The following is a 21,370-nucleotide window of genomic DNA, read 5'->3' on the forward strand; positions in this document are numbered from 1 at the left end:
AGTGAGGCTATTTCATCGTGCGGATGTGTTCAGGATATGTGTAAAAGCGTGGGTTTTTGTCTGGCTCTGTATCGGCCACGCGGGGAGATACAGAACCGTACAATTAAAGGCGCGGGAGAGTAATCGAAACGTCCAGCCCGCCCTCTGCGCGGTTCTCCAGCTTTAGCTTTCCGTCCAGCTGAGCGGTAAGCTGCGCTGCGATCGCCAGGCCGAGTCCTGTCCCGCCGGTGTCGCGGTTGCGTGATGTTTCTACCCGATAAAACGGCTGTAATACCGCCTCCAGCTCGGCATCCGGTATCCCAGGCCCGCCGTCCATGATGTGAATCACCACCTCTCCGGCAGCCGAGTCATCAATGCTAATGGTGGCGTAGTCGCCAAATTTCAGGGCGTTATCCAGCAGGTTGGTCAACACCCGGCGCAGCGCCTGTGGACGCGTGACGATGGGCAAACGGTTTTCGCCTGCCTGAAACTGCACGTTTTTACCGATGTCCTGATAATCGCAGGCGATGCTGTTTATCCAGGCGTTCAGCTCCAGCTTCAGCGAGGTCTCTTCCAGTGATTCTGATGACCGGGCATATGCAATACCCTCCCGCACCAGACGCGACATGTTATCAAGGTCGTTTAAGAGCTTGTCGCGCAGGTCAGGCTGATTCGCCATTTCAACACGAAGCTTCATGCGGGTAATGGGCGTCTGGAGATCGTGCGATATGGATGCCAGGATCTGCGCCCGCTCCCTGAGATAGGACTGAATGCGCGCCTGCATCGCGTTGAAGGCATGTGCTGCCCGCTGCACCTCGACTGGCCCCTTTTCCGTCATTGGCGAATTGGCAGCCGGGTCCAGGGAGTCTACCGCGCGGGTAAACTGTGAAAAAGGCCGTATCACCTGGCGTACGGCGATCCAGGAGCAGGCAGCCAGCACGAGCAGCTGCAGAATAAGAACAACGGGCAGCCAGCTGGCGACCGGCGGCATCCGTGGGATCAGGTCAATGGTCAGCGGCGCGCCATCATGTAACGTGAGATGCGCCTGGATATGTGAAATGGCGCCGGGAACGGCGGTGAAGCTGAGCGGGTACTGTGCCGCAAGCGTCGCTTTTAAGGTTCGGATGGCGTCCCGGGAACGCTTGTCCGTCGGCGCGTTGCCAGGATCTCCCGGCCCCAGAATATAGCGATAGTTACCCCGTTCAAGGCGCGGCAACCAGGCCGCGCGCTCGCTGGCGGGTAAGCGGTCTAAAATAGCCACGCTGGTCGCGACATCGTATTCCAGATTACCGAGCATCACCGTTCGGGCGCTGTGCATTCGCTCTATCATGACCAGCGTCAGGCTCAGGGCATTGGCGAGCAACAGGCCGGGCAGCACGACGATCAGCAAGCGGGCCAGCAGCGAGCGAGGCCAGAGCGTCATTCGTTAGCCTCTTTGATGGTGACCGGCATGGTAAACACATAGCCCTCGCTGCGCACGGTTTTAATATACGCGGGCGTACGGGCATCTTCATTCAGACGCTGGCGAACCCGGCTAACCAGCAGGTCGATTGAGCGTTCAAACAGCTCGGCGTCACGCCCCTGCGTCAGGTTGAGCAGCTGATCGCGGGTCAGCACCCGCTGCGGGTGGTCAAGGAAAACGCGCAGCAGGCGATACTCCGCCCCGCTGAGCGCCACAATCACCCCTTCCGGGTCGATCAGGTGGCGGGCAACGGTATCGAGCTGCCATTCACCGAACATCACCAGCCGCCCTGCTTCCGTCACCTGTAAATTGGGCGGCATCGTGCGAAAACGGCGTAAAATCGCTTTGATACGCGCCAGTAATTCTCGCGCGACGAAAGGCTTTACGACGTAATCGTCGGCTCCCATTTCCAGACCCAGGATCCTGTCCGTCTCCTCGTTGCGCGCCGTCAGCATCAGGATGGGCAGATCTTTATATTTCCCGACGCGTAATTGCCGACACAGCGTAAGCCCGTCGTCGCCGGGCATCATAACGTCCAGCACCACCAGGTCGATATGCTGCTTGTCCAGCACGACGCGCATCTCTTTGCCGTTTGCCGCGCCGGAGGCGCGATAACCGGACTTAACGAGATAGTCGATAATCAGTTCACGAATATCCCTGTCGTCATCGACGACAAGGATATGATCAATATGCTCCACCGAAATCTCCAGACCGAAGGGTAACGTACTGAAAATAGCACATTTCAGAGTTTGTCAGCGTCAACAACTGCCTTGACGAAATCCTGCGGATCTTCCTGAGGCGGATTGTGCCCCACGGTTGCGCCGAAGGTACGGTGTTCATACTTACCGGTGAATTTACCCGCGTAGGCCTGCGGTGCCGGATGCGGCGCCCCGTTGTTTCCGCCTTCGATGGTGATCGTCGGAACGGTGATATTCGGCAGCGTGGCCAGTTTTTGCTCGTAGGCGTCGTATTTGCGCTCGCCTTTTTCCAGCCCTAAGCGCCAGCGATAGTTGCTGAGCGTTATCGCAACGTGATCCGGGTTATCAAGGGATTTGGCGCTGGCGTTAAAGACAGCGTCGCTAAATTTCCAGTCAGGTGAGGCCTGAGACCAGATCAAACGAGCGAAGTCATGCGTGTTTTTGGCATAGCCTTCAGCGCCGCGCTCGGTGGCGAAATAGAACTGATACCACCACTGCTGCTCCGCTTTTGGCGGCAACGGCTGTTTACCAATCTGCTGGCTGCTGATGAGATAACCGCTTACCGAAACGAGCGACTTAACGCGCTCTGGCCACAGCGCCGCAACGATATCGGCCGTACGGGCACCCCAGTCATAGCCTGCAAACACCGCCTGCTTGATATTCAGGGCGTCCATCAGGTTCACGATATCTTTCGCCATCGCGGAAGGCTGGCCGTTGCGCGGCGTTTTTGCCGACAGGAAGCGCGTAGTACCGTAGCCGCGCAGAGAAGGCACAATCACGCGATAGCCTTTTGCCGCCAGCGCAGGCGCGACTTCAGCGTAGCTGTGAATATCGTAGGGCCAGCCGTGTAACAGAATGACCGGTTGGCCGTCTTTAGGACCAATGTCGACATACCCGACGTTAAGATCGCCGGCGTTAATTTGCTGTGGACGATCGAAAGCCGCCGCTAAGTTAGTGCCGGTGACTTCGGCCTGACATGACATGACGGTGCCAAGGGAAACGGTGAGAGCAAGCGTTGAATAAGCGAGTTTGCTGAACATGTTGGTATCTCCGGTTGAGTACAATTCACGGGGATATAACAACAGTTCAATGTATAGCGGATATGTGCGGAAACGCGTTTATTGCAAGCCTGTGTATGTATCTGGAACACGGATACAGTGTGATACAAACACAGGCGCTGTTGCCTTAAAGGGAGAGACGATAGCGGACGTAATCGTCAGCGTCACCGTATCGATCGTAGAGTTTACGTGCCGGATTGTTCTCCCGGGTAACCCAGTAGAGCTTTGACCACTCTTCGCGCTTGCCTTCCGCTATCAAGGCATCAATAAGCGCCTTACCCGCTCCCGCGCCGCGCTCGGCTGCATCAACAAACAGATCTTCCAGGTAGCAGATGGGCGCGGTTGACCAGGTTCCTTCGTGCAGAACACACATTGCGAAACCGATGACCTTTGCGTCTTTCTCTACCACGCGGCAGAACATCGGTGAATGCGTTGAGAGCGCCCTTTCCCATGTCGATGCGGTAACGGACTCCTCGAGGTAGCAATCATAAAAATGGGTATAGCCATCCCACAGCGGTCGCCACTGGGGATAGTCGTCTTCGCGTAGAGGTCTTACCGTGACAGCCATGCGTTCCTCACATTACAAGTCGATTGCCATTTCAAAACAGCGTAAATCAGCCCCCGCCATACGCGAGTGATGATAGTTTTCGCGCAACGTCACAAACCCCAGCTTCTGATAAAAGGAGTGGGCGTTAGGCGTTGCATCCAGCCTCAGGCGGGTTATCCCCCGGCTGCGCGCCTCGTGTGTAAGCGCCTCGATAATTCTGGTCGCCATGCCTTTTCCGGTGGCTGAAGGCAAGGTGAATATGGCCTCCAGACAATGGGTATCGAGATCCAGATAGCCGGTAGCCGCAATGACGCCCTTCTCGTCTTCCACCACGTAAAAAGGGTAATCAATGACCATTTGACGGTAATGCTCGGGCATAAGATCCGGCGTCCAGCGTGCAATCACGTCAGCGTCGTAGCTGGTTTTGCAGCCGTGACGAATCGCCTGATTGCGTATATTCCAGAGTATTTCGGCTTCCTGTGGATGAGCAGATCGTAACGTCATATCACCTCTTCAATATTTGGCCATTAAAGAGACGTTGCCCATTTTTGGTAGTGAATAACCACAGCACGCCTCACCAGAATGTGATAGAGATGAAAATACCAGAACGCAAACAAAAACATAACGCTTAAATAAGGAGATCCGCAGATGACAATACCGACCCTCACGACAGAACGTCTCCTGCTGAAACCGCTGGTCGCCGAAGATGCGGTTCAGATTCAAAAGCTGTATCCGCGCTGGGAGATCGTTCGCTATTTGGTCTCTTCCGTGCCCTGGCCCTACCCGGATAATGGCGCGGAAAACTATGTGAATAACGTCGCGCTGCCGGATATGGCAAAAGGGATAGCCTGGATCTGGAGCATCCGCCGTCGTGAGGTGCCGGATGCGTTGATGGGGATTATCTGTCTGTACGATGTTGACGATAATAACCGCGGATTCTGGCTGGCGCCGGAGTTTCAGGGACAGGGATATATGCGTGAGGCCAGCATTGCCGCGACGGATTACTGGTTTAATACGCTCAACAAACCCGTTTTGCGGGCACCGAAGGCCGCCGCGAACAGCCGCTCCCGTCGTATTTCAGACAGCAGCGGCATGCGGCTCATCAGAACGGAAAAGAAAGCCTACGTCAGCGGGATATTGGACTCCGAACTGTGGGAGATCACCCGCGACGAGTGGAACGCCCATCAGGTCAGCTGATAGTGCTTATCCGGCATCAGCCTTTCCGGAATGTTCTCTTCATCGTTCATCTGCAGCAGATCGCGTTCCATCATGTTGCAGATGGCGTCCAGCGGAAGGTCGTTATCTTCTGTGCCAAACGGGTCTTCCAGCTCTTCCGCCAGGGTGTCCAGCGAGATAAAGGTGTATGAGATCAGCGCCGAGACAAACGGCGTCATGTAGTGCAGATCCACAACCAGCGCGAACGGCAGCATGATGCAGAACAGATACACCGTGCGGTGCAAAATCAGCGTATAGGCAAACGGCACTGGCGTTGTCGCAATCCGTTCACAGCCGGAAAGGACGATGGACATATCGTTCAGGCGGTTGTTCAGACTGTGGAACAGGATGTCCGAAAGCTCCCCGTTACGCCGCCGCACGGCCAGCCACTCCCCCATGACCAGCAAAATACGGTTCGCCGGCGAGTTGGCGCCCATTACCTGAGCTAAAACGTCCGGGGCAAGATAGCGAGAGAGTTGGTCAGCGTTCATTTCCCGGCGCAGGGTCATGCGCAGACAGTTGGCAAAGGCGATCTGCAGGCGGACAAATTCCCCCAGGTGCTTATCGTCCGGCAAGGTGTTTTTTACCTCGCGAAACAGCGAGCGTGCCGCTATCATCAGTTGCCCCCACAGCTGGCGAGCTTCAACGTAGCGTGAATAGCAGGCGTTGTTTCTGAAACCAAGAAAGATTGCGATCGCCACGCCGAGAATGCTAAATGGCGCCACGGTAAATTTGATGCCCAGCGAGGTATACCACGGCAGCATCAGGATAACGGCGATAGAAAGCAGGAAGTTGAGCAGCAGTCGGGTATAGATTTTGGGAAGTACCGAACCGTGCCAGACAAAAATCAGTTGTAGCCAGTGCTGTTTAGGACGAACAATCATAGTGAGTTTCAGGCAAGAAAAGAGCGTGGCTATTAAACGTGATCCCCATCACGGTTGCAAGCATGTTAACGGAACATTGCATTCTCTCACCTGAAGAATGAAAACCGCACGGTGCTGCATTTGATTTTAAAAACAGGGTAAATAGTATGTTGTAACTAAAATAATGCCTGTTTAAACCCGGCCGAAGCCGGGTCACGTAATTAGCAAAGCGGCTTCACCGCTGCGCGCATGCCCTTCAGCAGAATGGCATCAAGATCCCGCGTCACCTGATCAACCAGACCGTCCACCTTCGTCAGGTCCTGCTCCCAGTGCGCTTCTACGCTCAGCACGGCGTGCACCAGTTCGCGGGTAGCGAGCTGATTATCGCGATGCTGCGCCCATAGCTGTTGATAACGTTCCAGCCAGAACGCATCATCCTGCACCGGATAGTTCGCTCCGTTACGCTCCGCGCGATAAAATGCGATCAGTGCCGCTAACGCAAACTTCAGACGCGCTGGCAGTTGACCTGAGGCCTTCTGCCCTGCCAGCAGCTGCGGAAGAATACGCGTGCGATACTTGGTCATGCCGTTGAGCGCGATGGAAAGCAGCTGGTGTCTGATGTAGGGATTTCGAAAACGCCCTGTTACCGCGCTGGCGAACGACTCCAGTTCGTCGCAGGGCAAATCGAGAACCGGAATAATTTCCTCATAAATTGCTTTTTCGACGAAAGCGCACACGTCTTCATCATTCATCGCCTCGCCAACCGTATCCAGCCCGGCCTGATAGGCCACCGGTACCAGCGCCGTGTGCGCACCGTTAAGAATGGCGACTTTACGCTCTTTATAGGGCTTGATGTCGTCGACAATCAGCACATTTAACGGGTACTTATCCAGGCGCAGTTCACCAGCCAGCGAGCCTGGGCCCTGAATGACAAACAGATAAAAGTGTTCAGCCGTGTCCAGGAACCCATCGTGATAACCCAGCTCGGCCTCAAGCGTGTCCACTTCATCGCGCGGGTAACCGGTCACGATACGGTCAACCAGCGTTGAGCAGAGGTGGTTTGCCTCGTTCAGCCACTGGATAAAGGCGGCAGGCAGCGCCCACTCCTGGGCATAGCGCAACACAAGTTCACGCAATGCGTCACCGTTGTAGTCAATCAGTTCACACGGAATGATAACCCAGCCCTTGTCAGGCGCGCCGTTAAAGTGGCTAAAGCGCTCAAACAGCAGGCGTGTTAGCTTCGCCGGGTAGCTGACGGCTGGCGCATCGTCGAATTTATCCCCCGCGTGATAGCTGATTCCGGCTTCGGTGGTGTTCGAGAAAACAAAGCGCATATCCGGACTGTGTGCCAGTTTCAGAAAGGCGTCGTAATCGTCGTAGACGCTGATTTCACGGTTAACAGAGCGGATAAGTCGGGCTTCACTCACCTCTTCGCCCTGCTCATTCAGGCCACGAATGATGGTGGTGTACAACCCATCCTGCGTGTTCAGCGACGGCGGGAAGTCGCTCTGAATAGGACGAACGATAACCACACCGGCGTTGAGATCGGTATGTTCATTCAAAAGGTCAATTTGCCAGTCGACAAACGCACGCAGGAAATTGCCTTCGCCAAACTGAATAATGCGTTCGGGATACTGCGCACCGGGAAAATCACGACGGTTGAGCGTGTTCACAAGAGGGTTCCTTTTATGATTAGTCATACAGCCTGATAAGATTGGTACGATAACTTATCAAAACTTTACGACCAGAAACCCTGTTTCGATCAATCCCCGGCGTGGTTGTGAAAAAATTATAAGAATTTATAGAACACCGACGTGGCCGTCATATCGCCGTCCGGCATCAGGGCGTAGCGCGGGATCTCACCGACCTTTTGCCAGCCGGCACGCTGGTAGAAGGTTTCGGCGCCGCTGCCGGTGGAGGTATCGAGCACCAGAACCGAAATGTTTCTGGCCCGGGCCTCCGCTTCCAGCGCTTCCATCAGCGCCATTGCGGCCCCTTTTCGACGCGCTTTTTCATGAACCAGCAGCTTTGCCACGTCCGCACGGTGCGGCTGGTTTTCCGGCTGGTCGGTAATCATTTGCACCGTGCCGATGACGCCCTCCTGCGGATCAATACTGGCCAGCACCACGCGCTCGTTGCGCCCTACGCTGTCAGCTATGCCGAGCCAGAATGAACGGGCCTTCTCCAGGTTAAAAGGCAGCATAAAGCTGACGGATGCGCCGCCGTTTACGCAGTTTTCGAGGATCCCGGCCAGCGCATCAAGATGGGTGAGAATGTCGTCGCGGGTGAGGTTTTTGATTTGCAGTGAGGTATTCATTTTTTTGTCCTTACGAAGAATACCCTCACTTTGCATTTAACATTTCATTAACGCAAACGGAACGGTCATACGCTTTTGTTATGTCATCTGGCCCGCTGCCGCTGCTGCTTCATGGCATACATTTTTTCATCGGCATCTTTGAGCCACTGCTGCAGGTCGTTGCCGTTATGATCGAATTCGCTCAGCCCCCAGGAGAACAGAAGCGACCACGGATGTAGCTTGCGTGCATTGTAGTTTTCGACCTGCTCGGCGAGATACTGCATGGCAATCCACGCGCCCTTCTCATCCGTATCAGCAAACAGCACGGCAAACTCATCGCCACCAAAACGAACCAGCATATCCGCTTCGCGGAAAGAGGCGCGCATCAGCTGCGCCATGGTCTTTAACGCCTTATCCCCCTCTTCGTGCCCGTAGCGATCGTTAATCTCCTTGAAACGATCCAGATCCAGCCAGCCGAGCGTTAACGGCTCGGCCCGGCGTCGGGCGATGGAGAGCGTGAACCGCACGAGCTGGTTAAAGCCCCGCCGGTTGAATAATCCGGTCAATTCATCCGTGGTCGCCGCGCTGATTGCCGCAAACTCATCTTCAGCCAGCGCGCCCAAATCCCCCAGCACGGCGAGATCGGTCGCTGAGAACTCCCGCGGTGCGTAGTCGATCAGGCAAAGCGAGCCAACGCTTGCGCCGTTGCGTAAACGCAGCGGAAAGCCTGCGTAAAACCGCACGCGAGGTTCGCCGGCCACCAGCGGGTTATCCGCAAAACGATCGTCCTGAAGCATATCCCCGACGATCAGCGGTGCTTCGGTGAGGATGGTATGGCCACAAAAAGAGATGTTGCGCGGAACGGAATCGGGTGCCTGCCCATCCGCCGACTTAACGATCAGCGTATGCTCATCAATAAGGTTGACCATGGCCAGCGGTACCTGGAAAAAGCGTTTTGCCAGACGCGTTAAGCGGTCAAACGCCGGGGAACTGTCAATCTCAAGCAGACCCGATTCGCGCAGCGCGTTAAGTCTGTCAATTTCATTTTCAGGTGTTGCAGGTGCTTTCATAATGTCTCCTGACGTAAAGCGTTACTCAAAGCGTAGCTTAAACCGAGACATTGTCAGCGTTCGACGTCCTGTTAAGCCGCTATCCATTTCACGTCAATGCGTTATGACGATTTGCTCGTCCGCCAGCCGGGTACGAAGCTGCAGGCGGTAAGCGCAGAACGCATTAAATATCATTTTTGGGCGTTCATCTGTATCACCAGCCAGCGGTGGATCACGCTGACGATATAATGTTGCTGCTGCGCGCTCAGCTGCACGTCCTGGGGAATGTTATGCCATTTTGCCAGACAGCCCCGGCAGCAGGTCGCGGTGGCATGCTGGGCGATAAACACCGGGTGGCCACGCATGGGCGTCTGCTTGCCGTCGTTTGCGGGTTGCGCGGGTGCAAGGCGTTTAGCGACAAAATCGGCGGCATGCTGGTCAATGGTTTCGGGGCCTTTGTCCCAGCAGTACTGTCGTTCCTTATTGCCCAAGCGGAAGCGCGAGCGAAACGTCGATCGCGCCAGGCGGGAAAAGAGGGGATCCAGGTCAGACATCAGTATACAGAACGTCCCAGGCGCTGGGTCAGCTTCTCCAGAACCGCCACGCCGGCAAGTGAATTTCCCGTTTCATCCAGCTCCGGGCTCCAGACGGCAATCGCCATTTCATGCGGCACTATCGCCACCACCCCTCCGCCAACGCCCGATTTGGCCGGAAGGCCAACCCGCCAGGCAAACTCCCCGGCGTTCTGATACATGCCGCTGGTAGCCATCAGGGCGTTAACCTGACGCGCCTGAAGCGGGGAAACCACCTCCTGATCGAGATGCGGCGCGTGCCCCTGGTGCGCAAGGAACAGAAACGTCTGGGCCAGCTCAACGCAGTTCATCTTCAGGGCGCAGTAATGGAAGTAGTTTTGCAGCACGGTCGCCACGTCGTTGTGGAAGTTACCGAAGGATTTCATCAGCCAGGCGATAGCCGCGTTGCGGGCGGAGTGTTCAAACTCCGAGCGCGCCACCACCGAATCATAGGCAATATCGTCCACGCCAGAAAGCTGACGAACAATCTCAAGCATTCGCTGACGCGGTGCGCTGAGGCGGCTTTGCAGCATATCGCAGACCACCAGCGCCCCGGCGTTGATAAAGGGGTTACGCGGTTTACCCTGCTCGATTTCGAGCTGAAGCAGTGAGTTAAAGGGCTGACCGGACGGATCTTTTCCCACGCGCTGCCAGATCTCTTCTTCCTCATACTGGCGCATCGCCGCGACCAGACTCAGCACTTTAGAAATAGACTGAATAGAAAAGCGTTCAGTGGCATCGCCTGCCTGGTATCGCTGTCCGTCTATGGTACAGATAGCGATGCCCAGCTTATTCCCGCTCACCGAGGCAAGGGCCGGAATGTAGTCGGCCACCTTCCCCTTTCCCAATAACGGACGAACCTGCGCCAGAATCTCGTCCAGCATCTCATTATGGATGACCGCAGCCACTCTTTGCTCCTTGCCCTCAGGCTAAAACGGGCTGCGAGTATAACAGAGGCTAATGTATTGCGTCAGGCGCTAAGACGAAAACGCGAAACGGCCTGCAATAAAAGATCGGACTGCTTTTGCAGGCGTTCAGAGGCCTCCGAGGCGTCAGAAACCAGCAGATCCGTCTGGCGCGAGACCTGATTCAGCGCCTGAAGCTGGCGCGTCATCTGGTGAATACTTTCTCCCTGACTGAGCGTGGCGGTCGAGATTTCATTCAGCAAACTGCTTAAATTGCCCACCAGACCGGTGACCTGCTGCAGGTTCTCTTCCATCAGATTCACGGCGCGGGAGCCGTCTTCAATGCCCTGCACGGAGCGGTTGATCAACTCCTGAATGGTCTGCGTCGAGTGGCTGCTCTTTCGCGCCAGGAGCCCGACTTCCCGGGCGACGACGGCAAACCCGCGCCCCTGGTTTCCTGCATGGGCGGCCTCAATGGCGGCGTTGAGCGCCAGAATGTTAGTCTGAAACGCCACGCTGTCGATCATCGCCACGATCCCGCGCATCTCTGACGATCGCTCGACGATCGCCTGCATGGAGGCATTCACGATCGACATCATCTGGTCGCCCCCTACGGCAGCCTGACGCGCTTCATCCGCGCGCGAGCTGGCGAGGCGGGCATAGCCGGTATTCCCTTCCACGTGGGTTTCCAGCGCCGCGATATGCGCTGTAACCTCCTCCAGCTCCTTTGCCTGACGCGCCGACTGCTGGTACAGCTTCTGGTTTCCCTCCGCGAGGGAGCCAATGTTCTCCACCATCGTGGCTGTGGCGTGGCTGACCTGCGTCACCAGCTGCTGCAAGCCGCGCTGCATGGTGGCAACGCTGTCGCTAAGCTGCCCCGTCTCCCGGTTAAAGCGCATCACGTTTGGCGGCGTGCCGGAGAGATCTCCAGCGGCCAGCCGGTTAATATGTGCAATAAGCCGACGCAACGGCGTAATCACCCACCTGGACATGCCGAACCAGACGGCTGCGGCGATGGCGAGCAGCAGAACCGGCGCCAGCAGGAACAACGTTTGCAGACCGGAGAGCTGCGCCATTAAGGCCTGACGCCCCTGCATGGCCTGCTTCTCGCTGGCCTGCTGATAGCGCGCGTAGTTGTCGTTAAAGTCGGTCTGAAACGCCTGTGCCGGCACGGCAAAAAAGGCATCAATGGAGTTGGTTCTGACAAGCGCTTCCGATTGCTCCTTAATGGCATCGTAGAAAAGCTGGTAACTGTTAATCAGCGCCTCATCTTTTGGCGGGCTGAGCGCCAGCCAGGCCTTCCATGCCTGCTGAGAAACCGCCAGCGACTTTTGTGCGTCGTCCATCAGGCTGTGCCAGCTTCCTTCCGAGCCGGTTTCTTTATCCTGCATAAACCAGACGCCGGAGCGGTTGAGCAGATCGCTCGCCGCCAGCAGGGAGACGCGCGCCAGATCCAGCTTGCTCTGCTGCTGATACGCCAGCAGGTTTTGCCGTTCATTGCGCTGAGCTTCCTTCAGGGAGGCGTTCAGCAGAAAGGATGAGGAGAGCTGCAGCGCGGAGAAAAGGCCAATAATACAAAAGATACCCGTCAGCAGGCCAAACTGGCGAGGGATAAGACGCTGCGCAATACGGCGAAAAATTTGCGTTAGGTTCATAATTTTCTTCAGTAACAAGACGTTAGACGCGTGCGAGTCTACGAAACGAAAATGACAGAACCATTGCAGATAAATGACAACGGCCCTCGAGATGAGGGCCGAATAAATTACACGCGATCCTTCCACACCGTCTGCACATTACAGAACTCGTGCAAACCAAAATGGGAAAGCTCGCGGCCAAAGCCACTTTTCTTCACGCCACCAAAGGCCACGCGCGCGTCGCTGGCGCTGTATCCGTTGATAAACACCCCACCGCACTCCAGCCCGCGAGAGAATTTATCCGCAAGCGCTGCGTCGGCGGTGAAGACCGTGGCAGACAGGCCAAAGTCGCTGTCATTGGCAAGCGTCAGGGCGTGCGCCGCGTCTTTCGCAACGGTAATGGCCGCGACCGGACCAAACAGCTCCTGTCGGAAGGCCGTCATCGACGGGGTGACGTTCGCCAGCACGGTTGGCGCGTAATAATTTCCCTCACCGCTGATTTTCTCTCCCCCCAGCAGCAGCGTTGCCCCTTCTGCCAGGCTCGCCTGCACCTGCTGATGCAGTTCATCGCGCAGATCATAGCGCGCCATCGGGCCAAGGTAGTTCTCTTCTTCATCCGGCGAGCCCATCTTTAACGCGGCGACGGCGTCAACGAAGCGTCGGGTAAAAGTGTCTGCAATACCCTCTTCCACAATGAACCGTTTGGCCGCCGCGCACACCTGCCCGGTATTCTGGTAGCGCCCTGCTACCGCCGCCTTCACGGCAAGATTCAGGTCGGCATCGTTGAGAACGATGAACGGGTCAGCCCCCCCCAGCTCAAGAACGCATTTTTTCAGCGCCGCCCCCGCCTGCGCGCCAATGGCTGCCCCGGCGCGCACGCTGCCGGTGACGGTTACCGCCGCAATGCGACGATCGTTAATCGCCTGGCTTACGCCGTCATTGGTGGCGTTCACCCAGCCGAATACCCCTTCAGGGAAGCCGGCGTCCGCAAAAATCTGCGCGATAAGTTCCGCCGAGCCGAGCACATTGGGCGCGTGTTTGAGCAGATAGCTGTTACCTGCCAGCAGGATCGGCACCGCGCCGCGCAGCACCTGCCAGAGCGGGAAGTTCCACGGCATCACCGCCAGAATTGGCCCCAGCGGACGATACTCGATGACCGCGTTGTTATTCTCGACCTGCGTGGGTTCAGCATTCAGCATCGCCGGGCCATGTTCGGCATACCAGTCGCAAAGGCCCGCTGATTTCGCCACTTCCGCCCGCGCCTGCTGAATGGGTTTTCCCATCTCGCGGGACATCATCCGGGCCATCTCTTCCGCGCGACCGCGCAGCGCGGTGCCGAGATCGCGCAGCTTCTGCGCCCGGTGGGCTACGCTTTCGCACCGCCAGTGACGAAAGCCCGCATCAGCCAGCGCGATGGCACGTTCAACCTCTTCCTGCGTCGCCCACGGATACGAGGCGAGCGTTTCGCCCGTTGCAGGGTTAACGGACAGAGCATGTGTAGCAGATGAATATTTCATGATGTTCTCCACGCATTTCGGTTGATTAAGTGTGGCTCACTCTGCTATTTCTTAAAAATGAATAATACTGACCACCTTATTCACGAAACGAGAATGCTATGGACTTAACCCAGCTTGAAATGTTTAACGCCGTCGCGCTGACGGGCAGCATCACCCAGGCGGCGCAGAAGGTGCATCGCGTACCTTCGAATCTGACGACCCGCATCCGCCAGCTGGAGGCCGATCTTGGCGTGGAGCTGTTTATCCGTGAGAACCAGCGCTTGCGCTTATCTCCCGCCGGGCATAACTTCCTGCGCTACAGCAGGCAGATCCTGGCGCTGGTGGATGAAGCGCGCATGGTCGTCGCGGGCGATGAGCCGCAGGGGCTGTTTGCCCTCGGCGCGCTGGAGAGCACCGCCGCCGTACGCATCCCTGAGACGCTGGCGCAGTTTAACCAGCGCTATCCGCGCATCCAGTTTGCCCTTTCTACCGGACCGTCCGGGACGATGATTGATGGCGTACTGGAGGGAACCCTGAGCGCCGCCTTTGTCGACGGGCCGCTGTCGCACCCGGAGCTGGAGGGGATGCCGGTCTACCGGGAAGAGATGATGCTGGTCACCCCTGCCGGGCAGACAGAGGTAACGCGCGCTGCGCAGGTGAGCGGCAGCGATGTTTATGCCTTTCGCGCAAACTGCTCGTATCGCCGACACCTGGAGAGCTGGTTTCATGCAGACAGAGCCGCGCCGGGACGCATTCATGAGATGGAGTCCTATCACGGCATGCTCGCCTGCGTCATCGCGGGCGCGGGCATCGCGCTGATGCCGCGCTCAATGCTGGAAAGTATGCCGGGCCACCATCAGGTTGAAGCCTGGCCGCTGGCGGAAAACTGGCGCTGGCTCACTACCTGGCTGGTGTGGCGACGCGGGGCGATGACCCGCCAGCTGGAAGCGTTTATAGCGCTGCTAAACGAACGTCTTCAACCAGCGCCTTCTCCATAAACAGGCTGAGCGGATCGTCCACATACGGGGCAAACGCCAGACGCCGATCGTAGCCGCTTCGTTCATAAAGACGAATCGCGGCATGCTGTTTGATGCCCGTTTCCAGCCGTACGGTATGGCAGTGACGGCTCAGGGCCTCATCTTCCAGCGCGGCCAGCAGCTTCTCAGCCAGATGTTGCCCGCGATGGGCCGGATCGATATAGACCCGCTTCATCTCCCCCGTTCCGTCGCCGTTGAGCACGATAGCTCCACAGCCAACGGCCTGAAGCTGCGGGTCGCGGACGATCATCAGGATAAGGGATGTCGCGGGCAGTTCTGAAAGATCGAGCAGATGGTTGCTTTCGGCGGGATAGAGTTCGCTCTGATAACGGTCGAGGGCCGCAATCAGCATAAGAATGTCCGGGTGACGTGCAGATTCAGAGGTAATGGAATACATGGCAGGCTCCTTGCTTTATTTGTGATACTCAATGTCAACATAGCGCAGGCCTGCCAGGCTGCTTCATAGTATTAACTTATCGCGCAGCCGCTAGCGTAAAAAGATCCGCCCTTTCAGGTACAGGGTGGCCTGGCCGGCAATGAGTACGCGGTCGCCCTTCAGCTCGCAGCGAAGATCCCCGCCGCGGTACGACACCTGGCGGGCGTTGAGCGACGTCTTACCCAGCCTTTCACTCCAGTAGGGGATCAGCATGCTGTGCGTGGACCCGGTAACCGGATCTTCCGGCACCCCTTCGCCCGGGCAGAAAAAGCGACTGACGAAGTCATATTCCCCTTCGCCCGGCGCGGTTACGCAGACCATTTTGCCCAGCGGAACCATCGCGCCAATATCCGGCATTAATGCCTCCACCTGCTGCTGGCTCTCCAGCACCACGAGGTAGTCTCGCCCGACGCGCACCTCTTTTGCCGCCGGGATGCCCAGCGCGCTAAACAGTGCAGGCGGTGGGTTATCGACGACCTCCGTGGACCATGCGGGGAAATTCAGCGTCAGCCAGTCGCCGCTGCGTTTGACCGTCAGCTCCCCCACGAAGCGCGTGGTAAAGTGGATTTCCGTATGCGGATAGTCCAGATACTCAAAAATGACGTGTGATGCCGCGAGGGTCGCATGGCCGCAGAGGTTAATTTCATGCAGCGTGGTGAACCAGCGCAGTTCAAATCCGCCGTCGGTTCGCACAAAAAACGCGGTCTCCGACTGGTTATGCTGCTGTGCCATTTTGAGAAGCGTCTCGTCCGGCAGCCACTCTTCCAGAGGACATACCGCTGCCGCGTTGCCGCCAAAGGTTTTGTCGCTGAAGGCATCCACCAGATAAAAATCAATTTCCCGCATTGTCTCTTCCTCTTTTGTTATCAGTTTTAGCGCAGATACACAGTGCCTTTCAGGTAGCACGACGCCTGACCGCTCATCAATACGCGCTCCCCTTTCAGCTCGCAGCGCACATCCCCGCCGCGCGCCGAAACCTGACGGGCAAACATTGCCGTTTTCCCCAGCTTTTCGCTCCAGTAGGGGATCAGCATCGTGTGCGCGGATCCAGTCACCGGATCTTCCGGAACGGCAACGCCCGGTGAGAAGAAGCGGCTGGCAAAGTCATATTCCCCTTCACCCGGTGCCGTCACGCTCACTTTATGCTCGCCCGGCGTCATTGCCGAAAAGCGCGGCGCAAGCGCTTCAACCTGCCGGGGATTTTCCAGCACAATCACCCAGGCGCGGCCTTTACGGGCTTCAACGTAATGGCGGATACCGAGCGCCGCGAGCATCTCCGGCGGCGGCGTCTCTTCACGGGTCGGGCACGCCGGGAAGTCCAGCGTCATCCACTCGCCCTCCCGGCTGACCGTCAGTCGGCCAGAGGCGGTATCAAAGTGGATCCGCGAGTCGGGGTAATCGAGTTCATTAAACAGAACGTACGCGGCGGCCAGAGTGGCGTGACCGCAGAGATTGACTTCAGTGAGCGTGGTAAACCAGCGTAGCTCAATGCCGCCCTTAGTGCAGACGAAAAATGCGGTTTCCGACTGATTATGCTGCTGCGCCATTTTCAGTAACGTTTCATCCGGCAGCCATTCGTTCAGCGGGCAAACCGCTGCCGGATTGCCGCCGAACGAGGTATTGCTGAATGCATCTACCAGATAAAAATCAATCTCCTGCATTGTATTACCGCCTGTCTTTGCTGTGTCGTACTTTTATATTCAATGAAAACAACGCCCCCGGCTACCGCTTTCATAAGGTAAATATTGAGATCTGCGTCACATAATGGTTGAGTTTTCGCCGTATGACGTTTTAAGATCGCCTTCTCATCTTTCCAGCAACGAATCTCCGACATCCCTATGACAACGAACACAGTTTCCCGCAGGGTCGCGTGGCTACGCGTGGTCACGCTGGCCATTGCCGCATTTATTTTTAACACCACAGAATTTGTTCCGGTTGGGCTGTTGTCTGACATAGCAGAAAGCTTCCAGATGGAAACGGCGCAGGTGGGGATTATGTTAACTATCTACGCCTGGGTGGTGGCGCTGATGTCTTTGCCGTTTATGTTGCTGACCAGCCAGATGGAGCGGCGCAGGCTGTTGATCGGCCTGTTTGCCCTGTTCATTGCCAGCCATGTCCTGTCGTTTATGGCGTGGAATTTTACGGTGCTGGTCATTAGCCGCATCGGCATTGCCTTTGCCCACGCGGTATTCTGGTCGATCACCGCGTCGCTGGCTATTCGACTCGCGCCGGCGGGTAAACGCGCCCAGGCCTTGAGCCTGATTGCCACCGGCACCGCGCTGGCGATGGTGCTGGGGCTGCCCATTGGCCGCATCGTGGGACAGTACTTCGGCTGGCGTACCACCTTCTTTGCCATCGGCATGGGCGCGCTGGTGACGCTGGTGTGTCTGATTAAGCTGCTGCCCGCGCTGCCAAGCGAACATTCCGGCTCGCTGAAAAGCCTGCCGCTGCTGATGCGTCGCCCGGCGCTCCTGAGTATCTACCTGCTTACCGTTATCGTGGTCACCGCGCACTACACGGCGTACAGCTACATTGAACCGTTTGTACAGGTGGTCGCGGGCTTTAGCGCAAACTTTGCCACCCTCTTACTGCTCATTCTCGGCGGCGCGGGCATTATTGGCAGCGTGCTGTTTGGTAAACTGGGTAACCAGCATGCCTCCTTGCTGGTGAGCAGCGCCATCGGCCTGCTGCTGGCGTGCCTGGTGCTGCTGCTCCCTGCGTCAGGCAGCGAAAGCCAGCTGGCGATCCTGAGCCTGTTCTGGGGCGTGGCGATCATGATTATTGGTCTCGGCATGCAGGTGAAAGTCCTGGCCCTGGCGCCGGATGCCACGGACGTGGCGATGTCGCTGTTTTCGGGGATATTCAATCTCGGGATTGGCGCGGGGGCGCTGGTGGGCAATCAGATTAGCCTGCACGTATCGATGTCGGCGATTGGCTATCTGGGGGCGATTCCGGCGCTCGTCGCGCTCGTCTGGTCGGTACTCATCTTCCGCAAGTGGCCGGTGGCGCTGGAGGAACAGGGGCAGCACGGGTGAGGTGCGTTTGTGCCGGGCAAGGCGTAGCCGCCACCCGGCAATGACATCAGTGGTAGGTCTTAATAATCTCCAGCACGCCGTTAATAATAAACTGCACGCCCATACAGACCAGTAAGAAGCCCATCAGACGGGAAATCGCCTCGATACCGCCCTTGCCCACCCAGCGCATGATCGCACCGGAACTGCGCAGAGACGCCCACACGATAATCCCAATAAGCGCAAAAATTAGCGGCGGCGCAACGGTCAGTACCCAGTCCGGGAAGGTAGAGCTATCGCGCACCGTCGATGCAGAACTGATGATCATCGCGATGGTACCCGGCCCGGCCGTACTCGGCATGGCCAGCGGTACAAAAGCAATATTCGCGCTCGGTTCGGACTCCAGCTCTTCAGATTTGCTGGTTGCCTCCGGAGACTCGTGCGCTTTCTGCGCCGGGAACAGCATGCGGAAGCCGATAAAGGCCACAATCAGCCCGCCCGCAATACGCAGCCCGGGAATTGAAATCCCGAAGGTGTTCATCACCAGCTGTCCGGCGTAGTAGGCCACCATCATAATGGCAAACACATACACCGAAGCCATCATCGACTGATGGTTGCGCTCGGCGCTGTTCATATTCCCTGCCAGCCCCAGGAACAGCGCCACCGTCGTTAACGGGTTAGCTAACGGCAGCAGTACCACCAGCCCGAGACCAATTGCTTTAATCAAATCCAACATAGTGCGTCGTTGTCCTTATCCATATTTAACATCGCAATTATAGGGTGAAAGTGTGACGTTCAGCCATCGGCGCAACGTAACGATAGTTTTCCTTTGGGAACGATACTCGTTAGTTATCTTCCTGATTTGAAAGGTTGCAAAAATCGTTCATGAAACGTTTTAGCAATTCGTGGCATCGGCTGATTCATTCAGTTGACTTATACTTGCCTGAGCAATAATATCTGCCGTGATTAAACTACTTGCCAGGGCAACCATTGTGAAAAGCACCAGTGATATCTTTAACGACGTTGTTCCGCTGGGTCGTCTTATTCATATGGTTAACCAGAAAAAAGATCGCCTGCTCAATGACTACCTGTCACCGCTGGATATCACCGCAACACAGTTCAAAGTGCTGTGTTCCATTCGCTGCGAAGTGTGTATCACGCCGGTTGAGCTGAAAAAGGTGCTCTCTGTCGATCTGGGTGCGTTAACCCGCATGCTCGATCGTCTCGTCTGCAAAGGATGGGTAGAACGAAGCCCTAACCCGAATGACAAACGCGGCGTACTGGTCAGGCTCACCAGCGATGGTGCGGCTATGTGCGAGCAATGTCATCAATTAGTAGGACAAACACTGCATCAGGAACTAACAAAAAACTTAACGGCAGATGAAGTGGCTACCCTTGAGCTTTTGCTGAAGAAAATACTGCCGTAAACAGAAAAAGAGGTATGACGATGTCCAGACGCAATACTGACGCTATCACTATTCATAGCATTTTGGACTGGATCGAAGATAACCTGGAATCGCCGCTCTCCCTTGAAAAAGTGTCTGAGCGTTCAGGTTACTCCAAATGGCACCTGCAACGGATGTTCAAAAAAGAGACCGGTCATTCATTAGGTCAATATATTCGCAGCCGCAAGCTGACGGAAATTGCCCAGAAACTGAAAGAAAGCAATGAACCGATCCTTTATCTGGCGGAGCGTTACGGATTTGAATCACAGCAAACCCTCACGCGTACGTTCAAGAACTATTTTGACGTGCCGCCTCATAAGTACCGAATTACCAGCGTGCCGGGTGAATCCCGTTACCTGTATCCGTTAAAACACTGTAGTTAATCATCGCCTGTAAAAGACGTAACCGAGGAAAAAATGAAAGTTACCGCCTCCGCCGCCCTCGCCTTGCTGGTGCTGTTTTCCAGCCAGACCTTCGCGGAGCAAACCCCAGGTGCAACGCAGCAAAATAATCATGACACGATGATTTTGCCGTCAGCACATGACCAGTCGCCTTATGATTTCAACCACATGGGTGCTGGTAGCGACAAATCCGACGAATTAGGCGTGCCTTATTATAATCAGCACGGCCTCTGATTCGTTTTTGCCCCGCAGCCGCGGGGCTTTTTTATGCCCTATCCCCTTACCCGCGCCGCCCGGCGAACCCGCAGGCCAAACACGTTGATGTACAGCCCGGCCATGATCAGCACGGCACCGAGCAGCTGCAGCGCGCTCAGCGTTTCATCCAGCAGTATCGCCGCACTGGCAAGCCCCACTACCGGAACCAGCAAAGACAGCGGCGCGACGCGCCAGGTCTCATAGCGCCCCAGCAGCGAACCCCAGATCCCGTAGCCCACGATGGTGGCGACAAACGCCAGATAGATAAGAGAAAGGATCGTGGTCAGATCGATCTCGACCAGGCTGTTCAGCATCACCTCCGGGCCATCCAGAATAAACGACGCCACCAGAAACGGGATTATCGGAATCAATGCGCTCCAGACCACTAGGGACATCACCTGAGGCCTCGCCTCGTGCTGCATAATCAGCTTGTTGAAAATATTGCCGCACGCCCAGCTCAGCCCCGCCGCCAGCGTGAGCATAAACCCGAGCAGCGCCACATCCTGACCGTTCAGGCTGGCTTCAATCAGCACCAGCACGCCAAATACCGCCAGCGTTATCCCCGCCAGCTGCTTGCCCTGCAGGCGTTCGCCAAACACAAATGCGCCGAGAATAATGGTAAAGAACGCCTGCGCCTGTAACACCAGCGAGGCCAGACCGGCCGGCATGCCGAACTTGATGGCGCAGAAGAGAAACGCGAACTGGCCAAAGCTGATGGTCAGACCGTAGCCCAGCAGCAGTCTTAACGGGATTTTCGGACGGGCGACGAAAAAGAGCGCCGGGAACGCCACCAGCATAAAACGCAAACCGGCCAGCATCAGCGGGGGCATGTTGTGCAATCCCAGCTTGATGACCACAAAATTGAGCCCCCATACCACGACCACCAGCAACGCCAGCAGTCCGTCTTTACGCGTCATACCCTGCCCCTGAATTATTAATAATTTGTTAACACTTCAAGGTAACAGAAAAAAGTGTGCCGCGAGAAGATCATTATTTCTGGCAGGCAGCTGA

At 56.5% G+C, this 21,370-nt stretch carries 24 protein-coding genes; 6 read left to right on the forward strand and 18 right to left on the reverse strand.

Annotated elements, in window-relative coordinates:
- Window positions 1-103: 103 nt before the first annotated feature.
- The 5 genes from INF77_RS14750 to INF77_RS14770 all read right to left on the reverse strand — a co-directional run bounded on the left by INF77_RS14750 (window position 104) and on the right by INF77_RS14770 (window position 4,248).
- Window positions 104-1,402: an ATP-binding protein gene (locus INF77_RS14750; protein WP_193531876.1), complete on the reverse strand. Its 1,299-nt coding sequence runs from the start codon at window positions 1,400-1,402 to the stop codon at window positions 104-106.
- A complete protein-coding gene (locus INF77_RS14755) occupies window positions 1,399-2,139 on the reverse strand; it encodes a response regulator (RefSeq protein WP_047368553.1) in 741 nt (246 codons plus the stop codon). Before INF77_RS14755 ends, INF77_RS14750 begins: the two co-directional genes overlap by 4 nt.
- Window positions 2,140-2,183: 44 nt before the next feature.
- A complete protein-coding gene (locus INF77_RS14760; protein ID WP_193531875.1) occupies window positions 2,184-3,179 on the reverse strand; it encodes an alpha/beta fold hydrolase in 996 nt (331 codons plus the stop codon).
- Between the two features lie 145 nt (window positions 3,180-3,324).
- A complete protein-coding gene (locus tag INF77_RS14765) occupies window positions 3,325-3,765 on the reverse strand; it encodes a GNAT family N-acetyltransferase (RefSeq protein ID WP_193531874.1) in 441 nt (146 codons plus the stop codon).
- 12 nt (window positions 3,766-3,777) lie between these two features.
- On the reverse strand, window positions 3,778-4,248 hold the full coding sequence (locus INF77_RS14770; protein ID WP_193531873.1) for a GNAT family N-acetyltransferase: 471 nt from the start codon (window positions 4,246-4,248) through the stop codon (window positions 3,778-3,780).
- 144 nt (window positions 4,249-4,392) lie between these two features.
- Between INF77_RS14770 and INF77_RS14775 the strand changes: the two genes are divergently transcribed.
- On the forward strand, window positions 4,393-4,941 hold the full coding sequence (locus tag INF77_RS14775; RefSeq protein WP_028013154.1) for a GNAT family N-acetyltransferase: 549 nt from the start codon (window positions 4,393-4,395) through the stop codon (window positions 4,939-4,941).
- Here the strand turns inward: INF77_RS14775 and INF77_RS14780 are convergent.
- The 8 genes from INF77_RS14780 to sad form a co-directional block, all read right to left on the reverse strand.
- Entirely contained in the window at window positions 4,929-5,843 is a 915-nt protein-coding gene (locus INF77_RS14780) for a bestrophin family protein (RefSeq protein ID WP_193356889.1), read from the reverse strand. The two genes, INF77_RS14775 and INF77_RS14780, sit on opposite strands and share 13 nt — an antisense overlap.
- A 200-nt stretch (window positions 5,844-6,043) precedes the next feature.
- A complete protein-coding gene (locus INF77_RS14785) occupies window positions 6,044-7,495 on the reverse strand; it encodes a tagaturonate reductase (protein WP_193531872.1) in 1,452 nt (483 codons plus the stop codon).
- A 116-nt stretch (window positions 7,496-7,611) separates the two neighbouring features.
- The gene (locus tag INF77_RS14790) at window positions 7,612-8,139 is read right to left on the reverse strand and encodes a GNAT family N-acetyltransferase (RefSeq protein ID WP_193531871.1); all 528 of its coding nucleotides are present in this window, start codon (window positions 8,137-8,139) and stop codon (window positions 7,612-7,614) included.
- Between the two features lie 83 nt (window positions 8,140-8,222).
- Window positions 8,223-9,188: a sensor domain-containing diguanylate cyclase gene (locus tag INF77_RS14795; protein WP_028013150.1), complete on the reverse strand. Its 966-nt coding sequence runs from the start codon at window positions 9,186-9,188 to the stop codon at window positions 8,223-8,225.
- 170 nt (window positions 9,189-9,358) lie between these two features.
- Entirely contained in the window at window positions 9,359-9,721 is a 363-nt protein-coding gene (locus INF77_RS14800; RefSeq protein ID WP_193531870.1) for a DUF4186 domain-containing protein, read from the reverse strand.
- Window positions 9,721-10,647, reverse strand: a complete 927-nt coding sequence (glsB, locus tag INF77_RS14805; RefSeq protein ID WP_028013148.1) for a glutaminase B — start codon at window positions 10,645-10,647, stop codon at window positions 9,721-9,723. The genes INF77_RS14800 and glsB overlap by 1 nt, the downstream gene beginning before the upstream one ends.
- 62 nt (window positions 10,648-10,709) lie before the next feature.
- Entirely contained in the window at window positions 10,710-12,299 is a 1,590-nt protein-coding gene (locus INF77_RS14810) for a methyl-accepting chemotaxis protein (protein ID WP_193531869.1), read from the reverse strand.
- A gap of 107 nt (window positions 12,300-12,406) precedes the next feature.
- Window positions 12,407-13,795, reverse strand: coding sequence for a succinate-semialdehyde dehydrogenase (gene sad, locus INF77_RS14815; RefSeq protein WP_193531868.1), 1,389 nt, complete (start codon window positions 13,793-13,795; stop codon window positions 12,407-12,409).
- 98 nt (window positions 13,796-13,893) lie between these two features.
- Between sad and INF77_RS14820 the strand changes: the two genes are divergently transcribed.
- Window positions 13,894-14,772: a LysR family transcriptional regulator gene (locus INF77_RS14820; RefSeq protein ID WP_028013145.1), complete on the forward strand. Its 879-nt coding sequence runs from the start codon at window positions 13,894-13,896 to the stop codon at window positions 14,770-14,772.
- Here the strand turns inward: INF77_RS14820 and INF77_RS14825 are convergent.
- From INF77_RS14825 to INF77_RS14835, 3 genes are all read right to left on the reverse strand, one after another.
- Complete coding sequence (locus INF77_RS14825) at window positions 14,726-15,208, reverse strand: GNAT family N-acetyltransferase (protein ID WP_048958203.1); 483 nt, start codon at window positions 15,206-15,208, stop codon at window positions 14,726-14,728. The genes INF77_RS14820 and INF77_RS14825 overlap by 47 nt on opposite strands.
- 90 nt (window positions 15,209-15,298) lie before the next feature.
- Entirely contained in the window at window positions 15,299-16,093 is a 795-nt protein-coding gene (locus INF77_RS14830; RefSeq protein ID WP_048999560.1) for a PhzF family phenazine biosynthesis protein, read from the reverse strand.
- A 26-nt stretch (window positions 16,094-16,119) separates the two neighbouring features.
- The gene (locus INF77_RS14835) at window positions 16,120-16,908 is read right to left on the reverse strand and encodes a PhzF family phenazine biosynthesis protein (RefSeq protein ID WP_193531867.1); all 789 of its coding nucleotides are present in this window, start codon (window positions 16,906-16,908) and stop codon (window positions 16,120-16,122) included.
- Window positions 16,909-17,085: 177 nt separating this feature from the next.
- Here INF77_RS14835 and INF77_RS14840 point away from each other — a divergent pair, with 177 nt between their 5' ends.
- Window positions 17,086-18,282, forward strand: coding sequence for a sugar transporter (locus tag INF77_RS14840; protein WP_041909997.1), 1,197 nt, complete (start codon window positions 17,086-17,088; stop codon window positions 18,280-18,282).
- Between the two features lie 46 nt (window positions 18,283-18,328).
- On the opposite strand, the gene INF77_RS14845 is transcribed toward INF77_RS14840, so the two are convergent.
- The gene (locus tag INF77_RS14845; RefSeq protein ID WP_028013140.1) at window positions 18,329-18,994 is read right to left on the reverse strand and encodes a MarC family NAAT transporter; all 666 of its coding nucleotides are present in this window, start codon (window positions 18,992-18,994) and stop codon (window positions 18,329-18,331) included.
- A gap of 256 nt (window positions 18,995-19,250) precedes the next feature.
- Between INF77_RS14845 and marR the strand changes: the two genes are divergently transcribed.
- The 3 genes from marR to marB are packed head-to-tail and all read left to right on the forward strand — an operon-like array spanning window position 19,251 to window position 20,338.
- Window positions 19,251-19,685 carry a multiple antibiotic resistance transcriptional regulator MarR gene (gene marR, locus INF77_RS14850; RefSeq protein ID WP_028013139.1) on the forward strand — a complete coding sequence of 145 codons (435 nt, stop codon included), beginning with the start codon at window positions 19,251-19,253 and terminating at the stop codon, window positions 19,683-19,685.
- Between the two features lie 20 nt (window positions 19,686-19,705).
- A complete protein-coding gene (gene marA, locus INF77_RS14855; RefSeq protein ID WP_008502237.1) occupies window positions 19,706-20,086 on the forward strand; it encodes an MDR efflux pump AcrAB transcriptional activator MarA in 381 nt (126 codons plus the stop codon).
- A gap of 33 nt (window positions 20,087-20,119) precedes the next feature.
- The gene (marB, locus tag INF77_RS14860; RefSeq protein ID WP_028013138.1) at window positions 20,120-20,338 is read left to right on the forward strand and encodes a multiple antibiotic resistance protein MarB; all 219 of its coding nucleotides are present in this window, start codon (window positions 20,120-20,122) and stop codon (window positions 20,336-20,338) included.
- Between the two features lie 38 nt (window positions 20,339-20,376).
- On the opposite strand, the gene eamA is transcribed toward marB, so the two are convergent.
- Window positions 20,377-21,276: an O-acetylserine/cysteine exporter gene (gene eamA, locus INF77_RS14865; protein WP_193531866.1), complete on the reverse strand. Its 900-nt coding sequence runs from the start codon at window positions 21,274-21,276 to the stop codon at window positions 20,377-20,379.
- Window positions 21,277-21,370 lie beyond the last annotated feature (94 nt).

Origin of the sequence: Enterobacter cloacae complex sp. P1B (assembly GCF_014982345.1) — a bacterium.
In the GTDB taxonomy this organism is placed as follows: Bacteria; Pseudomonadota; Gammaproteobacteria; order Enterobacterales; family Enterobacteriaceae; genus Enterobacter; species Enterobacter bugandensis.